Raw genomic sequence first — 18,385 nt, forward strand, 5'->3', positions numbered from 1 at the left:
CCACTGTTCTCTCCATGTTCCTTGTAACTTGTCCACCATATCAGTTCATTATAAAAATCTTAGATTTTTGTCTTGACAACTGAGCCACTATACTCTATATCGTCTTCCTTCATTTCTGTTAGTCTCCTAATTGTTCGCTATCTAACAATTTGTCATTGAACATTATTCTAAATCCATTATTTTAAATAGTCAAGTATTGTTTTTAACTGTTTCAAATCATCGGAAGTGCCAAAGGCACATTCCGAGATTGTACGCGGTCGTCAAGGTCCTTAGCAAGCTAGGACTTTGACTCGTCGCGATACAAATAAAAACAGCGGACCTTTGTCTGATCCACTGTTTCTAAATGTTTCTTTATTTCTTTGTCTTCTTTACAGATACCGTCTGTTTTGCCAATGTCGTCTTCTGCTTTTCAGGCACTGACGTCTTTCCAGGTACGGTCGCATGCTTCTTCAGGTACACTGCGCTCTCTGCCGGCAAATCAAGATGCAGCCCTCCAAGCTTCGTCCGGATACTCTTCTTCTTTTTTTCTGTACCACCATAGACATCCCAATTACTGCTTAACAGAATATCATAGGTGCCCTCTTCTGTTTCGAAGAAATAATCCTTCTGCTCAATGCCTGAGAAATTAAACACTGCAATGATCTTCTCATCTCCGCTGCTACGCTCCATTGCATAGATACACCTGCTCTCCTGGTGGCAGTCGAGCCATCGGAATCCCTCTGACCGGTAATCCCATTTCCAGAATGCCGGATGCTTCAGATACAGTAAGTTCAACTCTTTCATGAATCTTTGAAAACTGTCATGGATTGGATATTTCAAAATCTCCCAGTCTAATTCCCGCTTCTCATCCCATTCCCTGAGCTGTCCCAGTTCATTGCCCATGAAGTTCAGTTTCTTACCCGGATGCGCATACATATACATGGCAAGCGCTCTTGCCTGCGGAAACTTCTGTTCATATTCGCCATGCATTTTCTGGGCAATTGTAGCTTTGCCATGCACAACTTCGTCATGTGACAGTGGAAGGAGATAATTCTCCTCCGGATAATACATCATAGAAAATGTCAGCTTGTGATATGCGCCGCCACGGAATAACGGATCTGTCCGAAAATAATCCAGCGTATCATTCATCCAGCCCATATCCCATTTATAGTCGAATCCAAGTCCGCCTTCCCATACTGCCTTGGTCACATTTGCATATGCTGATGAATCCTCCGCTGCCAGAAGTATTCCCGGATGTCGTTCTTTGAGTCCCTGGTTCATATGGCGCAGAAATTCCACACCGTCCCGGTTCACGCCACGGTCTTTATTGCCCTGCCAGTAGATCAGATTGCTGATGGCATCCATACGCAGTCCGTCCATATGATACTCCTCCAGCCAGTAATTCGCACAGGATTGAAGGAAACTCCGCACCTCGCCTCTGGAATGATTAAAGTTACAGCTTCCCCATTCACTCTGTCCGACATCCTGATGCGGATATTCAAACAGAGGTGTGCCATCGTAATTGGCCAGCGCATATCCATCTACTGCAAAATGCACTGGCACAAAGTCCAGAATGATTCCAATATCCGCCTGATGCAGCTTATCCACCATCTTCTTCAGATCCTTTGCTGTTCCATATCTGGACGTCGGTGCATAGAATCCTGTCGCCTGATATCCCCAGGATTCATCACACGGATGTTCATTTAATGGCATTACTTCGATATAGTTATACCCATTTTCCTTCAAATATGGAATCAATAGATCAGCAAATTCATCATACCGATACCAGCCATTCTCATCCTTTTTATTCCGTTTCCATGAACCCACATGTACTTCATAAATATTCAACGGTGTCTCCCGACAGTCTGTCCGTTTCTTCATCCATTTCTGATCATGGAACTTATATCCCTGCATCTTCCGTACAAGTGTCGCATTATTTGGGCGTAGCTCCATCTCATAACCATAAGGATCGCAGTGATCGATCACACTACCATTCTGAGTGTAGATCCGATACTTGTACATCTGCCCTTCCTTCACACCCGGGATTCTGCATTCCCAGAAGTTCCGGTCATATCCCTGATACATCTCCCACTCCTGCCAGCCGTTAAATTCTCCGATTACCGCTACGCGCGTTGCAGCTGGCGCAAATGTTCGAAATACCGCTGTGTCCCCATCGAATGTACATCCTAAATAACGATACGTATCAAATATTTTCCCTGTGTAATATCCATACAAATCCATATACTCTCTCCATTCATACAACATCCCTAAGAATCTACTATCATCATATAATAGATAAGATTCTTTTTCCACCATCATTTCTTCACCTGTGTCTAATTTATACATTTCTATGTCTGCGTCTGGTTTCATCGGACGATAAACAAAAATTCGCTTGTCATATGGTTTTCAATACTATATAATATCCATATTGAGGTGATTATAATGACGATTGATAAAAAAGATATGCTGAACAGCATTCTGGACAGCATTTCCAGAATTGATTATATTAAACCGGAAGATATTCCGAATATTGATCTGTATATGGATCAGGTTACTACATTTATGGAAGAGGGTCTGGAACGCACCAAGCGTTACTCTAATGACAAGATTCTGACCAAGACGATGATCAATAACTATGCGAAGAATAATCTGCTACCGCCCCCGGTTAAGAAAAAGTATACTCGCGAGCATATGCTGATGCTCATATTTATTTACTACTTTAAGAATCTGCTATCAATTAAAGATATCGAGACCTTATTTGCACCGATGACGGAGAAATATTTCGGAAATGATGAAGGTCTCTCCATGACCGATATATACAAAGAAGTATGCGAATTTGAGAAAAGCAGGATTGATGTCACAGCCAAAGATATCGCAAGAAAATACCGTGATTCGCTGGAGACATTTACCAATGTGCCGGAAAGCGAACAGAAAGATCTGCAACTCTATTCATTTATCTGTAGCCTGGCTTTCGATGTCTATGTTAAAAAACAGGTAATCGAAAAACTCATCGACCAGATGCCGGAGCCAACACATAAAAATAAAAAATAGGATGCCAGAAGTATTCCCTGACATCCACACTTATGCAAAGGAGACAGCTTATTCGCCGTCTCCTTCTTCTTTTTCATTCTCTTTATTAATTCGCTCAAATACCATGTCATATCCGTCATTGCCATAATTCAGCGATCGATTCACACGGCTGATCGTTGCAGTCGATGCGCCGGTCTTGTCTGCAATCTCCAGATACGTCTTCTGCTCTCTCAGCATCTTCGCCACTTCAAATCTCTGCGACAATGATAACAACTCATTGATCGTACAGATGTCTTCAAAAAATATATAACACTCTTCTTTATCCTGCAGGCTTAAGATTGCCTTAAAGAGATAGTCTACCGCTTCGGTTCTGATCTTCTTACTCATAAATAATTATCTCCTTCATATCAGACTTCATGACTATTACATTTTAGCACACTAAATTCGTAAAGTCCATAGTTATCCTTATAAAAAGCCAGAATATACTTATGTTTATACTTTTCTTTCTCTGATATTACATTTTCTTCATCCAATATGACATAGAAAATGTTTTCCCAACACATACTAAAGACACTTTAAATACCGAACCATCTCAGGAGGTTAAATTTATGAAATCTAATAACAAATCCCACTTTCACATTCCATCTAATCAGGAAATCATTGATTCCTATGATTATCTCGCCAATTCTGCATCTATGCAGGACTGCACCGGATTAATTCCTTCTGCTCCACAAAGCAAAGCAGAACTGGAATCCTATGAAGATGTCTATCACTATCAGCCACCGGTCATGAAGTCTACTCACCACAAGAAAAAGGCGGACTCCTGACATCCGCCTTTTCTGTATGCTATAGTTCCTTTGCAGTCTATTACTGTATCGCTTTCTCGGCAAATTCTGTGGTCACAAGATCTTTGTAAGGTGCACGTTCAGCCAGTTCACCCGCATCTTCCAGAATATCCTGCAGCAGATTAAAGCTGTCTTCTTCAAAGACCAGATCTGCTTTCCAGGTATCCTGCTCATAATATCTGGTCACAATCTTTGTAATCGTCTCCAAATCTGTCTCATCAAACTGCGGTGCGATCACCTTTGCAATCTCTTCCGGTGAATGAGACTGCACATAATCCATGCCCTTCTGAAGTGCATTTACAAACCCCTGAATCACTTCCGGATTCTGATCCAGATAGCTCTTCTTTGCTGAAAACGCAGTATATGGCACATAGCCGCTATCCGTACCAAGCGATGCTACTACATAGCCCTTGCCCTCCGTCTCCAATGCAGTCGCACTTGGTTCAAATTCCACAGTATAATCATATTTTGACTGATCTCCCGCAAATGCTGCTGCAGTAGATCCAAAATCGATGCTCTGGTCAATATTTACTTCCGATGGTTCAATGCCATTCTGACGCAGAATATACTCAAATACCATCTCCGGCATACCACCTTTTCTGCCACCGATCACATTCTTACCTTTCAGGTCTTCCCATTTGAAATCCGGTTCATTGTCTCGTGCCACAAGGAAATTACCGGCCCGCTGAGTAAGCTGTGCAAAATTCACCACATAATCATTCGCACCCTCATTGTAGGTATAAATGGACGCCTCCGAACCCATAAAACCGATATCTGCTTCCCCGGAGATTACTGCAGTCATCGTCTTGTCAGCTCCAAACGGGGTTAACCAGTTAGGCAGAAACTTCTATATTATAATGGCTGTTTTTCCCTCTTTTTGAAGTTTCTTTTGAAGTGCTTCGGCATTCGCTTTTGACTTAAACGCACCTTTCTGTTCATACACCCGGTAGAGCTTACCTGCAGTCTCCGTCTTGGTAGACGTAGACGTACCCACCGCCGACAACCCGAACGCCTGAAGGATGCCCCTGGCGATATCGTCCATCCGGCTGTTGAAGATCTTGACATCCGTGGCACTCGTAATGAATCCACATTCCATCAGCCGGTACGGATATCCTTTCGCTGCAGCACGTTTCGGGTTCGCCAGATCCGTTCTGCCTACAACGATCTGAGATCTACCTGGAAAGATAGCGGAGATCATTTTCGCAAGTGCGTTATCATACTGATCCGCTTTATACTTTCCGTTGATAATTACGTGTCCGCCCCTTGCAGATGTTGATGCACTGTCCATGTGAAGCTCAATGATCTGGTAATCCTTTGGAATACTAAGTTTGCTGATACCATTATCTGCATACCAGTTCCGGCTCGTATCTGCAATTGTGACATTGCTTCCGCCCAGTGCACCGATACGTGCTGCCAGCGCTCTCACTCGTTCAGCTTCTGTGTATCCATTTTCGGTCGCTCCCGGATCACCGGCGCCATGACCGGCTATGATGAATAGATGCATAACATACTCCTTTCTGTGCGATGTCGCACATAAAAAGAGGACGATTACTCGCCCTCACTACACTCCGGCAATCCAGTAGCTACACTGGTCAGCAGTGACAGGATTCCTGCCAGCACTGACGCTGATACCACAAGCTTCGCATCCACCTGGTTAAGCACTGTCGCCGTGCCAATCGTTGCAACTGCAGTCTGCGCTACTGTCTTCACTGCTCTAATTCCAGCGCATTTTGCCCATTTCTTCCAATCTTTCATGCCTATTCCACCTTTCCTTCTAAATCAGAAATTCTATGATTTGCCACTTTCATTTTTTCCTCCTGCAATGCCATCTGTTCTTCCAAATGATAAGTACGTTCTATTGTATTGTTATGCTTATCGACTCTTTTTGTGAGTTCATTTAACTTATATTCCATAAGTGCCCTAGTTTTCTCCTGTTGCCCATGATTGCTAATCAGGCAAACCAGAAGCGTTACAGCGGCAGATATGCAGGCTGAGATAATTGTTTCCATATATGCATCCTTTCTAATTTTGCGTACAAAAATAAGACCCGAAGGTCTCGCGCGTATCTCCATGTAATTACCTCTACTCATATACAGCCTCAGACATCTCTAGAAGACATTCTGTGAGAAACTGACTCTGTTCTTCCAGTTTTGTGATCCTTTCCTCTGGGAGCGGTTCCGGCTCTGGATCTTCCGTTGGAGAGGTTGGCTTACTTCGCACTCTAACCGGGATTGTAATTTCATACTTGGTGTTCCCGGAAGTCTCATCTGTCAGATAGATATAAGCATAGATCTGGTAATCACTGGTCGCACTGTGCGCCAGTAACTCATCCGGAATCTTTACATCTGTAACTCCATCCACCGTCGTGCCGACTCTGGATAATGTCTCTCCTGATTTCTCGTCCAGCGAAAACTGCACTTCCACTGCCGGTGGAAGCTCCGGACCTGTGATCCGGAGCACCTGACCGTAATCATACTGCCATACCCCCAGCGTGGATGCGTATCTGGAATCTAATTTTACAGATACGATATTGTCCATACTACTGCTCCTCTGTCACAAGTTCTTCCATTCCGGAATCGACGAGGATCTCTTTCACCTTATCCTTTAAGAGTCTCGGTACCTGTGCGTAAGTCTTCTTTCCTAACATAATCTGCTGTGCCCATAACATTGCCATCATTTCTTTACCTCCTGAATTTTGTAATAATATGAATAAATTTGTTAATAAAGTTACCATTACTGATATACCAGCTCGGACATTTCAAGGATGCACCCCTGGAGCATGTTAACAGTCTTTTTCAGCTCAGCATTCTCTGCCGTAAGGGCTTCTATCTTTTCTGCCGGTGTCTCACCAACCTTATAAAGAATCACGCCAGTAATGCCGGCTGTGTACTTCACAATGGCATCCATGTTGGTGTAATTCTCATACTCTCCCAGTGTGGACTCACGCTCTTTCACAACCATCTTCTTGGTTTTTGTCTGATCCTGGAACATGGTTTTCAAGTCTTCCTCTGACGCCGAGATCGTCTTGATCAGAAGTCCTCCATCTGATTGGATGTCCGCAGACTGGACCACCAGTTCAGTGGCATCATTAAATATGAGTTTCATATCACTCCTTTCCGGAGTGGTTCTTAATTAAATGGCAAGATCAATCATAATTCCAACAAGCACATTCTGATCGGCAAATGGAGCAGCGCATGGAATCTTTCCGATACTTCCAAAAATATCGGATCTAAAAAAGCCGCGATTGATAACGAATACTACAAGACCACCACCGGAGCGGATTCTGCCGTGACCGTCAAAAAGTCTGGGTTGTACTACGTATCAATGTATGCGCAGGGATCAGCTGCTTCCGGTGCATCGGCATCCATACAGGCACAGGTTGTAGCAAGTGCCACAGTAGTAGATGATGCATACGTCCTGTTTGGAGCTGGCTATTCCTATAATGGATTAAGTGCGAACATCAACATAGGGCGCGTAGTGTTCCTACAAGCTGGAACAGTGCTCACGCCACAGCTTAAGAAATCCTCGGCATCTGGAGCTGCGTCAACCACAGGAAGCTCTTATATGGAGGTTGTGCATATTTATTAAGATAAGGTTATAGCACCAGCCGGTGAATAGTAGAACAGTCCTGTAATCCGAAAGCGTCCGTTGACATTCTTGTTGAATACAGCGTATAGATTCTCACCTTGCCAAGTTACGCCCTCAGCATGTAAAGAGTCAGCATTTCCGTCTCCATTCATGATGACGGCTCCTGAATTTTGCGGAGTAGCATCTGTTATCCCAAACAACGAATTGATCTTTGCAATGGTGGTTATCAATGCACTGGAGTTACCAGATCCATACGGAGTCATCGTGAAAAAAATGAACCGAACATTGTTCGCATAATTGCCATTTAATTCAGCAAGCTCTGTTTTCATCTTTCCCATATTATCAGCTACATCCAATAGCTTTTTGACCTCTGTAACATTCAATCCGTCATAATGCACTTCAAACACTGGACAATCATCGGTCAAATCTCCCTCCTGCAAATTACCAACTGTATATGCCGGCACAGCCGGATCAGACGCCACTGGCGTTCCTGTAATAACTACCCAATTATTGGCTTCAACATTCGTTTCCGTATTTCTTGTATATCGATTCACTACCAGATCAATACGCTTCATCCCCTGACTTCCGTTAGTCAGTTCGACCTCATCATAGGTTCCAATTTTTATACTGGAAATATTTCCATGATGACTCATCATACCGCTTCGAATCTTCAATATATTATTCGACGCAAGTTCCGGTTCTAAATTTTCACCGGATGTTAGAATATAACTCTCCTGTCCAACTGTTCCCTCGACAAGTTGCCTGAACTGTTGGCTCGTCACATGCGGGCTTCCGGTTCTTCCACTAACTATCTCCATCGTCATTTTCTCCTTCCAATTCATATTCTTTCGATGTTACTCCTGCAATTACGCTGCAGGTAATGTTCTCGATAGGCTTTGCTCCATACATACCAGTAAGGTAATCTCGTCCGCCAACGATATCTCCGATACCTACATCAATGCCAAGCTTCTCCACATCCATGCTGAATTTCTTCTTACTCATCAGCTCAGTCAACTTATCAAGTGACTGGTCTTCCAGTTGATCTGTCTCAGTGGATGTGTTCTCGTAGACCTGGACAATCTCATCCAGTCCGGTGTAATACTGAGTCTTTTTAATACTCCCATCCGGCCAAGCATACAGGTGAAATACATTTCTGTCCTGCAATTCCCCCTTGCCGGTGACGATCAGATGATTAACTCCATCTCGAATGTCTTCCATCGTATAATTCAATCCACAGTCTTTGGACAATTCAATCTGATCAGAATAATCTACGATTGGAATTGCTCTGATCAAAACATACCCCGGAACGCCCTTCTCCCGCTTGTGCTGAATATCCAGCCGATATCCAACCGAAGTCAGCATCTTCGTGACACCTTCCAACAACGTGCAATACCGATCAAACTGATAATTACTTACAGATACGCCTGTATCTTCACTGGATACCACGTATAATCCATCAAATTCCGGCTCTATCAATGCTTTGAGTACCTTGTTGAGTTCTCCTGACACAACTTTATAATCCCTTCCGGATGGCGGCTCAATGGCTTTGTATGCCAATCTTCCGCGCCAGGTGTAACCCTTCAGTTCCACGTAATCCAGTGTTGTACTGGTAAGAACCTTGCCGATGATCCCGCCATACTCCGTATCCGGAATGTACACCAGATTCCCATATGTCATATCTTTAGTCCAATAGCTCCGTGCAATCTTCACGGAGAACTTCATTTCCCCGTTCACGTCGAAGGTACAGTTGGCTCTCTTCAGTGGATTACTGCCAATCTCTCTTTGATGCGTTGCTAGTATTACCATGCTGCCTCCTTCCGCTTCAGAAAGATATACAGATCCACTCCAAACTCTCCGCTCCAATTCACAGATATTAATCCGGGTGGTATCTGTTCAAATACGGAATGGTCATATCCTCTGGCATTAAACAAATTCGCTGTCATGCCATTGGATAGATATTTCGTGATTGTCTCTTCTAGCGTATTTAATATCAGATACTCATTTTTCTCCAATGTAGTTAAAATCTCATAAGGATACCCATTGATCAACACCTTTGGATTTGAACATGGACCGTAGATCACCATTTCAAAATCTGATGGAATAATATGATCAATTTCAAATACTCCAGATCCTCGCTTTTCTTCCACAAGCTCAAATGGATAATCCGTAGGAAAATCTAATCCACTTACTGCAACTGGTTCTGTTTGCGGATAAAACCTCTTCTCCAGAACTGTGATCCACGACAACTCTGGTGCAAGGAATGTGAGCTCCACTTCTGTATACACATACCCCTTCCATCCTGTTTTCTTGGTCTTGTAAATCTGGCATGGTAAGAATGTATCATTCACATACAAACGTCCGTATTTTCCCGTCTCAGCGTCTACAGAAATGATTCTGTACAGAGTTTCCATGTTCTGCACGAACTCCATTCTCTTTCCAAAGACATCTAAGGTAACTACCTTTTCATAGCCGTCCTCTGTCTCTTCCCACGTACTGTCAAACCAATCAGCCTCAACAGTACGAAAAGGCGCCTTGGTCAACCAAAGCACCTCTCCTTTACTATTTTTATAATATGCCTTTATCATAATGCCGGCACCGCTCCTTTCGGCAATGGTTCATCTATCCTCTTAGTTCCAAGGAAAATTGGACGCTTCGCCATTTTTTCTGCAGCTCTCATCTGGATTTTCTCCAAACGGTCATAATCAATCGATCCTTTACCATCGAATCCTGGCGAGTTTTTGAACTTGTCTACTGATGGTGTATCAACTCCGCCAGACATTGCAATGTTTACGGATCTCTGCAATCCGGATACTGCTTTCTGTACTCCTGCACTCATGGATCTGATCGGAATATTCTTCTCGAATCCAATGCCCATACCAAGAGCCATCATCTTACCAACCTGATCACGGAATACTCGTGACGGCGAGTGGATGCCAAGCTTTGACTTCACCCAATCCAATGCATTACTTGCTGCATTTGCCGCTGCATCTGCCAGGCTCTTCGCCGCATTTGTTAATCCACTGGCAATGCCTTTGACGATATTCATTCCAACACTGCCCCAGTTCACACTGGTAAATGCATTCTTGATCTGGCTAATGATAGCCGGAATCTTACCGATCAGCTGTGGAATTGCCTGTACAAGTCCGGTCGCAAGAATTGTGATGATCTTAATTCCGGCTTGTAAGATTTTCGGTAGGTTCGAAATAATCGCCGTCGCCAACTGACCGATAATAGTCGGTGCCTGATTAATCAGCTGCGGCAATGCATTCACCAGTCCCTGCGCCAAACCAACCAACAAGTCGATACCGGCATCCACGATCTGACCTAGATTGGAAAGTAGCGATCCTACCAATGTAACAATCATCATTAATGCTGTCGGGATCAATGTAGGTAACTGTTGTGCAATTCCAGAAATCAGTGTTGATACGATGGAAATTCCACCACTAATGATAGCCGGCAGATTTGCTGTAATTGCCTGTAACAAATTGTTAAGCAACATAGCTCCCTGCGCAATCAAGTTCGGAAGTGCTGCTGTAATTCCATTACAGAAATTTGTGATTACCTCTGGCCCTTTTGTCTGGACCATCGTAAGGATCTGTCCGATCTGATCACCGAACGCGCCCTGCAAGAGCCCGAGTCCTGCTACGACAATACCGAGTCCTCCGGCAATGTTCATGCATTTCAGGAACGCCGGTGCAAATGTAGCTGCCTTAGACAGGATTGGCTTGAACGAATCTCCGATCACTCCACCGTAACTAGCTATCTTTTCCCCAACTGCTCCAAATTTCGGAACGATTGCAGATACTTTTTTCCCAAGCTCTCCGACCTTACCGGTAATTGTTGGAAACTTCTCTGCTAATTTAGGACCTACCTTCGCAAACGACTCTCCTACTTTTCCGGCTGTCTGTGTAACAGCACTTGTGAGCTTTCCACCGGGACCGGCATTCCACATTTCGGAAACAGATCCTCCCAACTTACCGATTGCCGGAGCGATCTTTGGTTCGAGATCCTGGAATGGCAATGCGATAGCATCACCGACATTCTTGAATGCTGTTCCAGCCTTCCCAAGAGATGCAGACGCGCTTTTCACTGTACCGGGAAGCTTACTAATAGCAGTAATTGCCCCACCAGTGACATTTCCTAGTCCGCCAAGAGCATCAGAAAATGTTCCGGCACCCTTACCAATTAGAGATAACGCAGGCGCGGCTCCAATCAGAACTGCGGACATCTTACCAAGATTCGTAAGTTGTCCGGTATCCATACTGCCAAGTTTGTCAGCAATACTCTCAATTGCATCAGTTAAGCCTTTTACCTGAGGAACAGCGCCACCAATTTTTCCAGCAAGCGCACTAACAACATCTATCCCTGTTTTTCCTAGTCTTGGAATGATCTGACCTAAATTTGTAAAAATGTTCTGTGTTGCAGTCCAGAATGTCTCTACAAGGTCATTTGCACTTATAACTCCAGCTTCAAAGTTTTCCCAAGCTGCTTTAGCAGAGCTTACAGAACCTTCAATCGTGGTCGCTGCTTCTTTCGAAGTAGTTCCAGTAATTCCCATCTGCTTTTGCACAACGCTGATAGCATTTACAATATTTCCAAAGGATAGACTGTTGGCATCAACTGTAACACCGAGTTCTTTCTGGACATCTGTAAGTTTTGCTGCATCGGAAACGAGCCGCTTCATTTCTTCTTGAGTACCACCATAACCAAGCTTTAAATTATCAAGCATGGTATAGTTCTGCTTCGCAAAACCCTGATAAGCATTTTGGATGTCACGCATACTTGTGCCCATCTTATTTGCATTGTCGGACATATCCACGATAGCCCTGTCTGCATAAGACGCTGCTTTCGCAGTATCTCCTCCAAGGCTCTGTAACAGCGATGCCGAGAAACTGGTTACAGTTTCCATATAGTTGTTTGCAGACATTCCTGCCGTTTTATACGCCCTATTAGCATTATCGATAACTGTATTCGCGCTATCCTTAAATAGGGTTTCTACACCACCGACCTGCTGTTCCATATTCGCAACAACGCCAAGTGATGACTTTATGATTGCGCCAGCAGCAGTTCCAACTGCAACCACAGCTCCGGTCATTGCCTTAGATACTATCGACAGCCCGGATTTTCCAAGTTTACTTAGCTTGCCAACTCCTTCGTTGAATCCCTTTTCATTAATTTTTGTATCAAAATTCAAATAGCCGTCTGCCACACTACCACCCTTTCTAGGCTAATAGCACGGCTCAACGGCTCACATGTGCTTAGATCTTAATCTTTACCTCTTTTCTACACTCCCGACAGTTCAGGTACACGCCATGACACTCGGCGGTATCATCATAAATCAGTAGCTTCTTACCGCAATAGGGGCATCTGAACCACTTCCGTTCTGTCGGGATGCCAATCTTCTTTATCATGCAAACATGTCCCCTATCTCATAATCTGTCATTTTTCTGTTCTTTTTCAGCGAAATCGCTCGCTGTATCTTCTGGATCCGCTTACGCTCATCCTTATCTTTGATATCCCGGAGATCTGTGTTCCGGTACATGATCCGTTGCTTGATCTCCGTCTTCTCTGGAAGTCCAATAAATAGCGTCTGGAATTCCCACCAGTGCATGTATGGAACCGTCTGCAGGTTGATTCCATATACCTCCCGGAATGCGCTGTAAATACAGTCTGCATCCTGCTCGAAGGAATACAACTGTTTCGGCACTGATTCAGAATGTTCTTCACTGTCAGATCTATCTACCCTCATTTCGAGGAATCTTCCCAGCGCATAGACAGCTCCTTCCAAATCATCTGGCATTCCATCTGCATACCATTGCATCATCAACTGGCATTTAATCTGCCAAGGAACTTCATCATCTTCTACCAACTGAATGAAACGGATCCATTCTCTGAAATCTGTCTCAATTGGGTAGTTTTCTCCATTCACACACACTGAATCCGGGAATTCTTCAAATAGAATATTCATAACGCATTACCTATTACCGTTGTAATAAGTTCCATTGCCGCGATTCTTATTGCGATTGTTCTTATCATACTTTCGTCTCTGCTGTCTATTACCATGTTGCTGAACAGTATAATTACCATATTTCTGATTCAGCTTGTCGGCTTCTTTATTCTCAGAAGCCAATAGTGCATCTGTAGCATTCAAGCACGCGTTCAGACTGGTTTTCCCACCGAACATTTCCTCATGCGCTCCTTCTCCGATTACACGATCGAAGAAATTAAAATAGCACTGACACTGCGCACGGATGATATCAGCGGTCTTTCCTACCTTCGGCACCTGCGCTGCTTCTTCCTTAATCAATTCCTTTGCTTCATCCAAATTCTCCAGGAACTCTACATCCGTAAAATCAATCTCTCTTTCAAGATCTCCATATTTAAAAAGGCTCATCGGCTCACACTCCTATCTTTTCACTCTGCTGCGAACGTACACGTCTGCCACTTATCTGTCGTTGTCGCAGTACCCTTTACGATCTCTCCTGCTGCTTTCAGACTACCCTTGTAGATCAGTGCATCCGTTCCATCACCTTCTGAATCCGGAATCACACTCCAGTCACGCTTTCTGGCTGTACATGTATCGGCATCTTCTGCCGTAGCGTCAAAGAGATCCACAACCACAACAGTTACCTGTGCATCTGATCCCAGAATCTCATCATCTGTAATCTCTGCCAGCTTTGCATGCACCGCATCATTTGTATAACGGTCAAACTCATAATCCATAGACGGAGCATATCCAACTACGTCTGATCGTTCTGATGCTTCATCCACATACTGCCTGCTGTACTCTGTAGAGTTCTTTGAATCTGACATTGATGTGAACCCTGTCATCCTGGTAAATGTCTTACCATCACCAGCAACATCCATAAACGCTACCCGCTTATGCCTGCCTACCAATTTCTTTTTATTTGTATCTCCTGCCATGTTCTACCTCCTATTTGTAAATCAATCTGCAGATCATCTGATATCGTCCCAGGTCTACATCCGGTGCAAACAAATAGCCGGACTGCAGCACTTCTACCTTTATGGCATCGTGCCCGTCCAGCTCTGGGAGAATATCTTCTAAGTTGTTCTGTTCCGCCCACTCTTCAAACGACTGGTAAAAACCACTCTTGGCAATCGCCGTTCTTGCGTCACCATCATAAGCCTCCTTACTGGTCAGAGCGAACTGAAACTGCTTCAGGCAAGTCCCATCTGTATATCTTCTGTAAATGGGATCTGCTCCGATCGGATCAATGGAATACTCCATTCTATCACCGAGATAATCAATATTAATCTTTCGATCATCGATATACGGACAAGTAGCAATGTACTCTCGGATACTGTCAATGATCGGTCTCTTAACTTCAGGCAAGCTTCTCAGCCCCCTCTCTGATTACGTCTTTCTTGCTTGCTTTCATAGTCTCAAACCACCTTGCTCGTGATTTGTGCTCATAATACTGCCGGCGGGCATAAGGCGTCAGGTACTCAATATATCCGGATCCAATCACTGTACCAAGCGTTGCTGATTTGATCATCATGCCGGTTCTCCTTGGTGTGAGTGGGTTCATATATCTGAGACACTCTGAGTCCACGAACATCTGCGCCTTGGAAAAGGACTCTGCCTTCTGGCTCGCAAATGCCGGATTCCACTCTAATTTAGCTGTCACAATACCTCCGTCAGTTTGCACAGTTGTGATACTACCTCTGGGAGTCGTGATACTAAATTGCTTCTTCTGTGCCATCTTACGCCCCTCCAATCCTCCAATGCGGAAGTCCACCGAACCGGTTATCGGACCAGGACAGCACTTTGCAATGACGCCGACTCATCTTCTGCAGATCTGCCGGCTTCTCAATGTTTTTACTACATTCACCCAGGACAATGTGATCATCATTCTGGATTGTCCAATATCCAGCCGGATTTTCAAGCTCTGCGTACTCTTCTGGCGGAAGATACTGATCCGCATTCTCCACATCAGCAGGAATACGGATCTTGTACACTTCTGCGCTGTTCAGTCCGGAATCACCTGCAGATACTTTATGGTCCACATACACATGCACGCCCCGGATCACCGTTCGATTCCAGGTGTCAAAGGTGGTTTTACTGCCGGCTTTCCGGTTATAGATTGTAATCGTTGCATTTATCAACATCATCGTCCACCGCCAAACTCATGAGTCCAGTATTGACCAGATACATCTCTGCGATTCCGTACAACATTGAATCCAATGACTTGTTCATATCATAAGATACGGAATACCCGTCATTATTCTCCGATGTCTTTCCATCTCTCTGATCGTACTTAAATGCGCATTCGCACATCTCACACAGAGCAAGCTTCGCTGGATCAGTCCACTCCCCCTGCATGCGATCAAATGTGTATCTGTTCAATCTGGCACCCATTTTCAATTCCAATGTCTTCCAGCGGTTCATCGGAATCATTGAACCGCCATAGACATCTTGATAATAATCATAGGTTACATTCACGCAATCACTCCTTATGCGGCAGTCTTAACTGTGTGTACGTAAATACCAGCCTTCTTATTGTCTTTGCACTCAGCAATACCGACCGTACGATAGCCAAATTTCCATGCATCCGCAGTCTGATTCTGATCCGGAGAAATAATCTTGGATACAGTGTGCTTCTGAAACTGGATTGCGGAATTCTTATCCACGATCAAGAAGTTCATGTTTAATGCTCCTGATGCTTTGGTAAATCCGCCCTTCTGTTTTGCAGTCAGAGTAATTTTATTATAAAATCTTCCCTGTGGCACTTTCACGATACCTGCAAAACCTTCCATCGCTTTCTTAGAAGCGGTTGTGTCCAGATCATCAATCATTCCTGCGAGAGTAGGGTTAATGAACAGATAGCATGTTGCAAGGTTCGCCTCTGAATTTTCGATCTCGCCTCTCGCCGCACGAATTGCTGCAAGTGCTGCTTTTCCATCTGCAAGATCACTCTGTACTGTAGTTACTTCGGGAATCTGAGCATAAGCTGAAAATCTATACGCATCAATTTCCGGAACAACCTTGGTTCTCAAAAATTCTCCTGCAAGACGTCCAAATGCAATACCTGCAGACTCAATGTTATCCATTGCATCCACAGTAAACATACGGCCTCTGTCGTAAGCGCATTTTTTTGTCTCGTAATCCAAAGTTACATCTCCCGCTTCATAGCCTGTCCCTTTGGCATAATCTGCCAAGCCATCCATATCCATCTTTGGAATCAGGATCTCGTTTGCATTTGCTCCCTCTCTGACCAACTCATTTGGTCCATCGAGAACGGATGTCAGGGATGACAATTTATACACCTCATCCAGAAGTGTAGAGTACTGTTTTCTTAATGCAATTGTATTTGCCATTCTTTTCTACCTCTTTCCTATTTCTTTTCCGGCAGTCCCATAGCAGCACGAAGAGCCGTCACATCATCTCCGCCGATATCAGCTCCACCATTACCGCCTGTACCACCTACTGGGTTGTTGATTGGTTCATTCACTCCGAACAGATATCCGTCAGACTTCTTCACATTTTCCAGTGCAGTCTTGATATCATCGGACTGATTTTTAGATTTTTTAAGAGCGTCGATATCCAGCATTGCGATAACAGCCTTTTCATTTCTTCCACCTGCAGTCTTGACTGCTTCTTTGATGGAATCCATAAACATACGGTCTGCTTCCTTCGCTGCATACTCATCATCTTTCGCTTTCAGATCTCCCTGAAGCTTTGTGATCTGCCCCTGCAGATCGTTCACATCCACGCCTTCAAACTCTTTCAGCTTGGCATTCACATCATCCAGGGAGCTCTTATAGTTATCTCTCTGAGATACGGCATTATCATACTCGCTCTTGGTACGATAGTTCTCTTTCCAAGTCTTATCAAACGCTGCTTTCTTATCTGCTGGGACCTCCAGTTCATACTCTTTCAAAATCTCATGAATATTTTTCATAGTTACATTCCTCCTGAAATATTTTATTGACCGCTCTTTCAGCGGTATGGGATATAGCCGGGTAGACCTCCGGCTGGGTAGCTGTCCAGTTTATAGCCTTATGGCAGGGCATAAAAATAAGACGCATAACCCTGCGCCTCAATGGGAGATAAACGGATCACCGCCTTACTCTTTTGACTCCACTATAGTTACAGTTCCTTCAAAAACTCCAAAATCTGTCTGCTGTTGAAACAAATGCGTTTCAGCCACATCCTCATCGGTCATAGGTCGAGTAAGATACCACAGGGAGTTATCTTTCCATGTAACTTCTTCTAGCTTCTGATTTGGCTCTAGGTTCACTGTCATCTCTCCACCGTAATCCTTTGTTACAGCCTGGCATCCTGTCAAGCACACTACCGCCATACAAATAGCAGTCAATGCTATTGCCACTCTCTTCTTCACTTTTCTCACCTCCTCGCTCTAAAAATGGGTACAAAAATACCACCGGTCATTTACGACTGGTGGCATTTAACACTCTTCACTATATTTGCACTTTTCGCATTTCATTCTTGCCTTATCAATATCTTCTACCTGCGACAATTCTTTTACAGAGGATACCTTGAAAAATCTATGTAAACACATCATAGAATCATAGCATAAATCAGAATTTATAATCCTGTCGTACACTGGACAATAATGATCTGCTTCATAATCCACCCTACTATTTGACATATTTTTTCACCACCTCCAATATTCTTTCTGTGTTCTCATCAAAATCCGTATTCTTCCATGTAGTCTTATAAATCCATGCATCTCCAGACTTCGTAATAACACATACTCCATTTTTTCCATAAAACGCTTGTCTTTGACCGCCCCACTGACTTATCATAATATCTGCTTGTTTCATATAACTTCTGACCTCATCATCCGTTATATTTCTTTCTGATGTTGTATCATAAAAGTTGACACCCTATTCTCAAGGATTTTGATATATAATTATAATCAATACGAGAACAGGAGAAATAACCTATGGCACAGAAT

Annotated in this window: 27 protein-coding genes and 1 pseudogene; 3 read left to right on the top strand and 25 right to left on the bottom strand. The window is 43.8% G+C overall.

Annotation, left to right across the window (positions count from 1 at the left end):
- Positions 1 to 351: 351 nt before the first annotated feature.
- Positions 352 to 2,220: a 1,4-alpha-glucan branching protein GlgB gene (gene glgB, locus OCV65_RS12870; protein ID WP_262582426.1), complete on the bottom strand. Its 1,869-nt coding sequence runs from the start codon at positions 2,218 to 2,220 to the stop codon at positions 352 to 354.
- Between the two features lie 201 nt (positions 2,221 to 2,421).
- On the opposite strand from glgB, the gene OCV65_RS12875 reads away from it, so the two are divergent.
- Entirely contained in the window at positions 2,422 to 3,030 is a 609-nt protein-coding gene (locus OCV65_RS12875) for a DUF1836 domain-containing protein (protein WP_262582395.1), read from the top strand.
- A gap of 48 nt (positions 3,031 to 3,078) precedes the next feature.
- Here OCV65_RS12875 and OCV65_RS12880 read toward each other — a convergent pair whose 3' ends face one another.
- Entirely contained in the window at positions 3,079 to 3,396 is a 318-nt protein-coding gene (locus tag OCV65_RS12880) for a YerC/YecD family TrpR-related protein (RefSeq protein WP_118382255.1), read from the bottom strand.
- A gap of 221 nt (positions 3,397 to 3,617) precedes the next feature.
- Here OCV65_RS12880 and OCV65_RS12885 point away from each other — a divergent pair, with 221 nt between their 5' ends.
- Positions 3,618 to 3,836 (top strand): hypothetical protein, encoded by a 219-nt coding sequence (locus tag OCV65_RS12885; RefSeq protein ID WP_262582396.1) that lies wholly within the window; start codon positions 3,618 to 3,620, stop codon positions 3,834 to 3,836.
- A 40-nt stretch (positions 3,837 to 3,876) separates the two neighbouring features.
- Here the strand turns inward: OCV65_RS12885 and OCV65_RS12890 are convergent.
- The 7 genes and pseudogenes from OCV65_RS12890 to OCV65_RS12920 all read right to left on the bottom strand — a co-directional run.
- Positions 3,877 to 4,683: pseudogene (locus OCV65_RS12890) on the bottom strand (ABC transporter substrate-binding protein); the annotation flags it as partial.
- A gap of 18 nt (positions 4,684 to 4,701) precedes the next feature.
- Positions 4,702 to 5,358 carry an N-acetylmuramoyl-L-alanine amidase gene (locus OCV65_RS12895; RefSeq protein ID WP_262582397.1) on the bottom strand — a complete coding sequence of 219 codons (657 nt, stop codon included), beginning with the start codon at positions 5,356 to 5,358 and terminating at the stop codon, positions 4,702 to 4,704.
- Between the two features lie 44 nt (positions 5,359 to 5,402).
- Positions 5,403 to 5,609, bottom strand: a complete 207-nt coding sequence (locus OCV65_RS12900; protein WP_118452263.1) for a holin — start codon at positions 5,607 to 5,609, stop codon at positions 5,403 to 5,405.
- A 2-nt stretch (positions 5,610 to 5,611) separates the two neighbouring features.
- Positions 5,612 to 5,863, bottom strand: a complete 252-nt coding sequence (locus OCV65_RS12905) for a hypothetical protein (protein WP_262582398.1) — start codon at positions 5,861 to 5,863, stop codon at positions 5,612 to 5,614.
- A gap of 73 nt (positions 5,864 to 5,936) precedes the next feature.
- Positions 5,937 to 6,392, bottom strand: a complete 456-nt coding sequence (locus tag OCV65_RS12910) for a hypothetical protein (RefSeq protein WP_262582399.1) — start codon at positions 6,390 to 6,392, stop codon at positions 5,937 to 5,939.
- A gap of 1 nt (position 6,393) precedes the next feature.
- Positions 6,394 to 6,531: a CD1375 family protein gene (locus tag OCV65_RS12915; protein ID WP_262582400.1), complete on the bottom strand. Its 138-nt coding sequence runs from the start codon at positions 6,529 to 6,531 to the stop codon at positions 6,394 to 6,396.
- A 56-nt stretch (positions 6,532 to 6,587) separates the two neighbouring features.
- Positions 6,588 to 6,959 carry a hypothetical protein gene (locus OCV65_RS12920; protein WP_262582402.1) on the bottom strand — a complete coding sequence of 124 codons (372 nt, stop codon included), beginning with the start codon at positions 6,957 to 6,959 and terminating at the stop codon, positions 6,588 to 6,590.
- 183 nt (positions 6,960 to 7,142) lie between these two features.
- On the opposite strand from OCV65_RS12920, the gene OCV65_RS12925 reads away from it, so the two are divergent.
- Positions 7,143 to 7,442, top strand: a complete 300-nt coding sequence (locus OCV65_RS12925) for a hypothetical protein (RefSeq protein WP_262582404.1) — start codon at positions 7,143 to 7,145, stop codon at positions 7,440 to 7,442.
- On the opposite strand, the gene OCV65_RS12930 is transcribed toward OCV65_RS12925, so the two are convergent.
- The 16 genes from OCV65_RS12930 to OCV65_RS13005 form a co-directional block, all read right to left on the bottom strand.
- Positions 7,439 to 8,260 carry a hypothetical protein gene (locus OCV65_RS12930; RefSeq protein ID WP_262582405.1) on the bottom strand — a complete coding sequence of 274 codons (822 nt, stop codon included), beginning with the start codon at positions 8,258 to 8,260 and terminating at the stop codon, positions 7,439 to 7,441. The two genes, OCV65_RS12925 and OCV65_RS12930, sit on opposite strands and share 4 nt — an antisense overlap.
- A complete protein-coding gene (locus OCV65_RS12935; protein WP_262582406.1) occupies positions 8,247 to 9,248 on the bottom strand; it encodes a siphovirus ReqiPepy6 Gp37-like family protein in 1,002 nt (333 codons plus the stop codon). Before OCV65_RS12935 ends, OCV65_RS12930 begins: the two co-directional genes overlap by 14 nt.
- On the bottom strand, positions 9,242 to 10,027 hold the full coding sequence (locus OCV65_RS12940; protein ID WP_262582407.1) for a hypothetical protein: 786 nt from the start codon (positions 10,025 to 10,027) through the stop codon (positions 9,242 to 9,244). Before OCV65_RS12940 ends, OCV65_RS12935 begins: the two co-directional genes overlap by 7 nt.
- The gene (locus tag OCV65_RS12945; RefSeq protein ID WP_262582408.1) at positions 10,024 to 12,651 is read right to left on the bottom strand and encodes a phage tail protein; all 2,628 of its coding nucleotides are present in this window, start codon (positions 12,649 to 12,651) and stop codon (positions 10,024 to 10,026) included. The genes OCV65_RS12940 and OCV65_RS12945 overlap by 4 nt, the downstream gene beginning before the upstream one ends.
- 49 nt (positions 12,652 to 12,700) lie before the next feature.
- Complete coding sequence (locus OCV65_RS12950; RefSeq protein WP_262582410.1) at positions 12,701 to 12,853, bottom strand: hypothetical protein; 153 nt, start codon at positions 12,851 to 12,853, stop codon at positions 12,701 to 12,703.
- Positions 12,850 to 13,410, bottom strand: a complete 561-nt coding sequence (locus tag OCV65_RS12955) for a bacteriophage Gp15 family protein (RefSeq protein WP_262582411.1) — start codon at positions 13,408 to 13,410, stop codon at positions 12,850 to 12,852. The genes OCV65_RS12950 and OCV65_RS12955 overlap by 4 nt, the downstream gene beginning before the upstream one ends.
- A gap of 6 nt (positions 13,411 to 13,416) precedes the next feature.
- Positions 13,417 to 13,836, bottom strand: a complete 420-nt coding sequence (locus OCV65_RS12960; protein WP_262582412.1) for a DUF6673 family protein — start codon at positions 13,834 to 13,836, stop codon at positions 13,417 to 13,419.
- Positions 13,837 to 13,856: 20 nt separating this feature from the next.
- The gene (locus OCV65_RS12965; RefSeq protein ID WP_262582414.1) at positions 13,857 to 14,366 is read right to left on the bottom strand and encodes a hypothetical protein; all 510 of its coding nucleotides are present in this window, start codon (positions 14,364 to 14,366) and stop codon (positions 13,857 to 13,859) included.
- Positions 14,367 to 14,376: 10 nt separating this feature from the next.
- Positions 14,377 to 14,796 (bottom strand): hypothetical protein, encoded by a 420-nt coding sequence (locus OCV65_RS12970; protein ID WP_262582416.1) that lies wholly within the window; start codon positions 14,794 to 14,796, stop codon positions 14,377 to 14,379.
- Positions 14,789 to 15,166 carry a minor capsid protein gene (locus OCV65_RS12975; protein ID WP_262582417.1) on the bottom strand — a complete coding sequence of 126 codons (378 nt, stop codon included), beginning with the start codon at positions 15,164 to 15,166 and terminating at the stop codon, positions 14,789 to 14,791. Before OCV65_RS12975 ends, OCV65_RS12970 begins: the two co-directional genes overlap by 8 nt.
- 1 nt (position 15,167) lies before the next feature.
- Entirely contained in the window at positions 15,168 to 15,575 is a 408-nt protein-coding gene (locus OCV65_RS12980) for a DUF6751 family protein (RefSeq protein WP_262582418.1), read from the bottom strand.
- On the bottom strand, positions 15,541 to 15,906 hold the full coding sequence (locus OCV65_RS12985) for a head-tail connector protein (RefSeq protein WP_262582419.1): 366 nt from the start codon (positions 15,904 to 15,906) through the stop codon (positions 15,541 to 15,543). Before OCV65_RS12985 ends, OCV65_RS12980 begins: the two co-directional genes overlap by 35 nt.
- Positions 15,907 to 15,917: 11 nt before the next feature.
- Positions 15,918 to 16,781 (bottom strand): hypothetical protein, encoded by an 864-nt coding sequence (locus OCV65_RS12990; RefSeq protein ID WP_262582421.1) that lies wholly within the window; start codon positions 16,779 to 16,781, stop codon positions 15,918 to 15,920.
- 17 nt (positions 16,782 to 16,798) lie between these two features.
- On the bottom strand, positions 16,799 to 17,365 hold the full coding sequence (locus OCV65_RS12995; protein ID WP_262582422.1) for a phage scaffolding protein: 567 nt from the start codon (positions 17,363 to 17,365) through the stop codon (positions 16,799 to 16,801).
- A 165-nt stretch (positions 17,366 to 17,530) separates the two neighbouring features.
- Positions 17,531 to 17,806: a hypothetical protein gene (locus OCV65_RS13000; protein WP_262582423.1), complete on the bottom strand. Its 276-nt coding sequence runs from the start codon at positions 17,804 to 17,806 to the stop codon at positions 17,531 to 17,533.
- A gap of 259 nt (positions 17,807 to 18,065) precedes the next feature.
- Entirely contained in the window at positions 18,066 to 18,251 is a 186-nt protein-coding gene (locus tag OCV65_RS13005; protein WP_262582425.1) for a hypothetical protein, read from the bottom strand.
- Positions 18,252 to 18,385: the final 134 nt, after the last annotated feature.

The organism is Dorea ammoniilytica, assembly GCF_025567415.1.
GTDB classification, from domain to species: domain Bacteria; phylum Bacillota; class Clostridia; order Lachnospirales; family Lachnospiraceae; genus Claveliimonas; species Claveliimonas ammoniilytica.

What these genes read in the sequence shown, in the direction of transcription:
- OCV65_RS12935 (WP_262582406.1), bottom strand. Translation starts at nt 9,248, where the DNA reads ATGGTAATACTAGCAACGCATCAAAGAGAGATTGGCAGTAATCCACTG.
- OCV65_RS12950 (WP_262582410.1), bottom strand. Translation starts at nt 12,853, where the DNA reads ATGATAAAGAAGATTGGCATCCCGACAGAACGGAAGTGGTTCAGATGC.
- OCV65_RS12915 (WP_262582400.1), bottom strand. Translation starts at nt 6,531, where the DNA reads ATGATGGCAATGTTATGGGCACAGCAGATTATGTTAGGAAAGAAGACT.
- OCV65_RS12960 (WP_262582412.1), bottom strand. Translation starts at nt 13,836, where the DNA reads ATGAGCCTTTTTAAATATGGAGATCTTGAAAGAGAGATTGATTTTACG.
- OCV65_RS12900 (WP_118452263.1), bottom strand. Translation starts at nt 5,609, where the DNA reads ATGAAAGATTGGAAGAAATGGGCAAAATGCGCTGGAATTAGAGCAGTG.
- OCV65_RS12920 (WP_262582402.1), bottom strand. Translation starts at nt 6,959, where the DNA reads ATGAAACTCATATTTAATGATGCCACTGAACTGGTGGTCCAGTCTGCG.
- OCV65_RS13005 (WP_262582425.1), bottom strand. Translation starts at nt 18,251, where the DNA reads ATGAAACAAGCAGATATTATGATAAGTCAGTGGGGCGGTCAAAGACAA.
- OCV65_RS12980 (WP_262582418.1), bottom strand. Translation starts at nt 15,575, where the DNA reads ATGATGTTGATAAATGCAACGATTACAATCTATAACCGGAAAGCCGGC.
- glgB (WP_262582426.1), bottom strand. Translation starts at nt 2,220, where the DNA reads ATGGATTTGTATGGATATTACACAGGGAAAATATTTGATACGTATCGT.
- OCV65_RS12875 (WP_262582395.1), top strand. Translation starts at nt 2,422, where the DNA reads ATGACGATTGATAAAAAAGATATGCTGAACAGCATTCTGGACAGCATT.
- OCV65_RS12990 (WP_262582421.1), bottom strand. Translation starts at nt 16,781, where the DNA reads ATGGCAAATACAATTGCATTAAGAAAACAGTACTCTACACTTCTGGAT.
- OCV65_RS12975 (WP_262582417.1), bottom strand. Translation starts at nt 15,166, where the DNA reads ATGGCACAGAAGAAGCAATTTAGTATCACGACTCCCAGAGGTAGTATC.
- OCV65_RS12930 (WP_262582405.1), bottom strand. Translation starts at nt 8,260, where the DNA reads ATGGAGATAGTTAGTGGAAGAACCGGAAGCCCGCATGTGACGAGCCAA.
- OCV65_RS12995 (WP_262582422.1), bottom strand. Translation starts at nt 17,365, where the DNA reads ATGAAAAATATTCATGAGATTTTGAAAGAGTATGAACTGGAGGTCCCA.
- OCV65_RS12885 (WP_262582396.1), top strand. Translation starts at nt 3,618, where the DNA reads ATGAAATCTAATAACAAATCCCACTTTCACATTCCATCTAATCAGGAA.
- OCV65_RS12905 (WP_262582398.1), bottom strand. Translation starts at nt 5,863, where the DNA reads ATGGAAACAATTATCTCAGCCTGCATATCTGCCGCTGTAACGCTTCTG.
- OCV65_RS12880 (WP_118382255.1), bottom strand. Translation starts at nt 3,396, where the DNA reads ATGAGTAAGAAGATCAGAACCGAAGCGGTAGACTATCTCTTTAAGGCA.
- OCV65_RS12955 (WP_262582411.1), bottom strand. Translation starts at nt 13,410, where the DNA reads ATGAATATTCTATTTGAAGAATTCCCGGATTCAGTGTGTGTGAATGGA.
- OCV65_RS12940 (WP_262582407.1), bottom strand. Translation starts at nt 10,027, where the DNA reads ATGATAAAGGCATATTATAAAAATAGTAAAGGAGAGGTGCTTTGGTTG.
- OCV65_RS12895 (WP_262582397.1), bottom strand. Translation starts at nt 5,358, where the DNA reads ATGCATCTATTCATCATAGCCGGTCATGGCGCCGGTGATCCGGGAGCG.
- OCV65_RS12965 (WP_262582414.1), bottom strand. Translation starts at nt 14,366, where the DNA reads ATGGCAGGAGATACAAATAAAAAGAAATTGGTAGGCAGGCATAAGCGG.
- OCV65_RS12910 (WP_262582399.1), bottom strand. Translation starts at nt 6,392, where the DNA reads ATGGACAATATCGTATCTGTAAAATTAGATTCCAGATACGCATCCACG.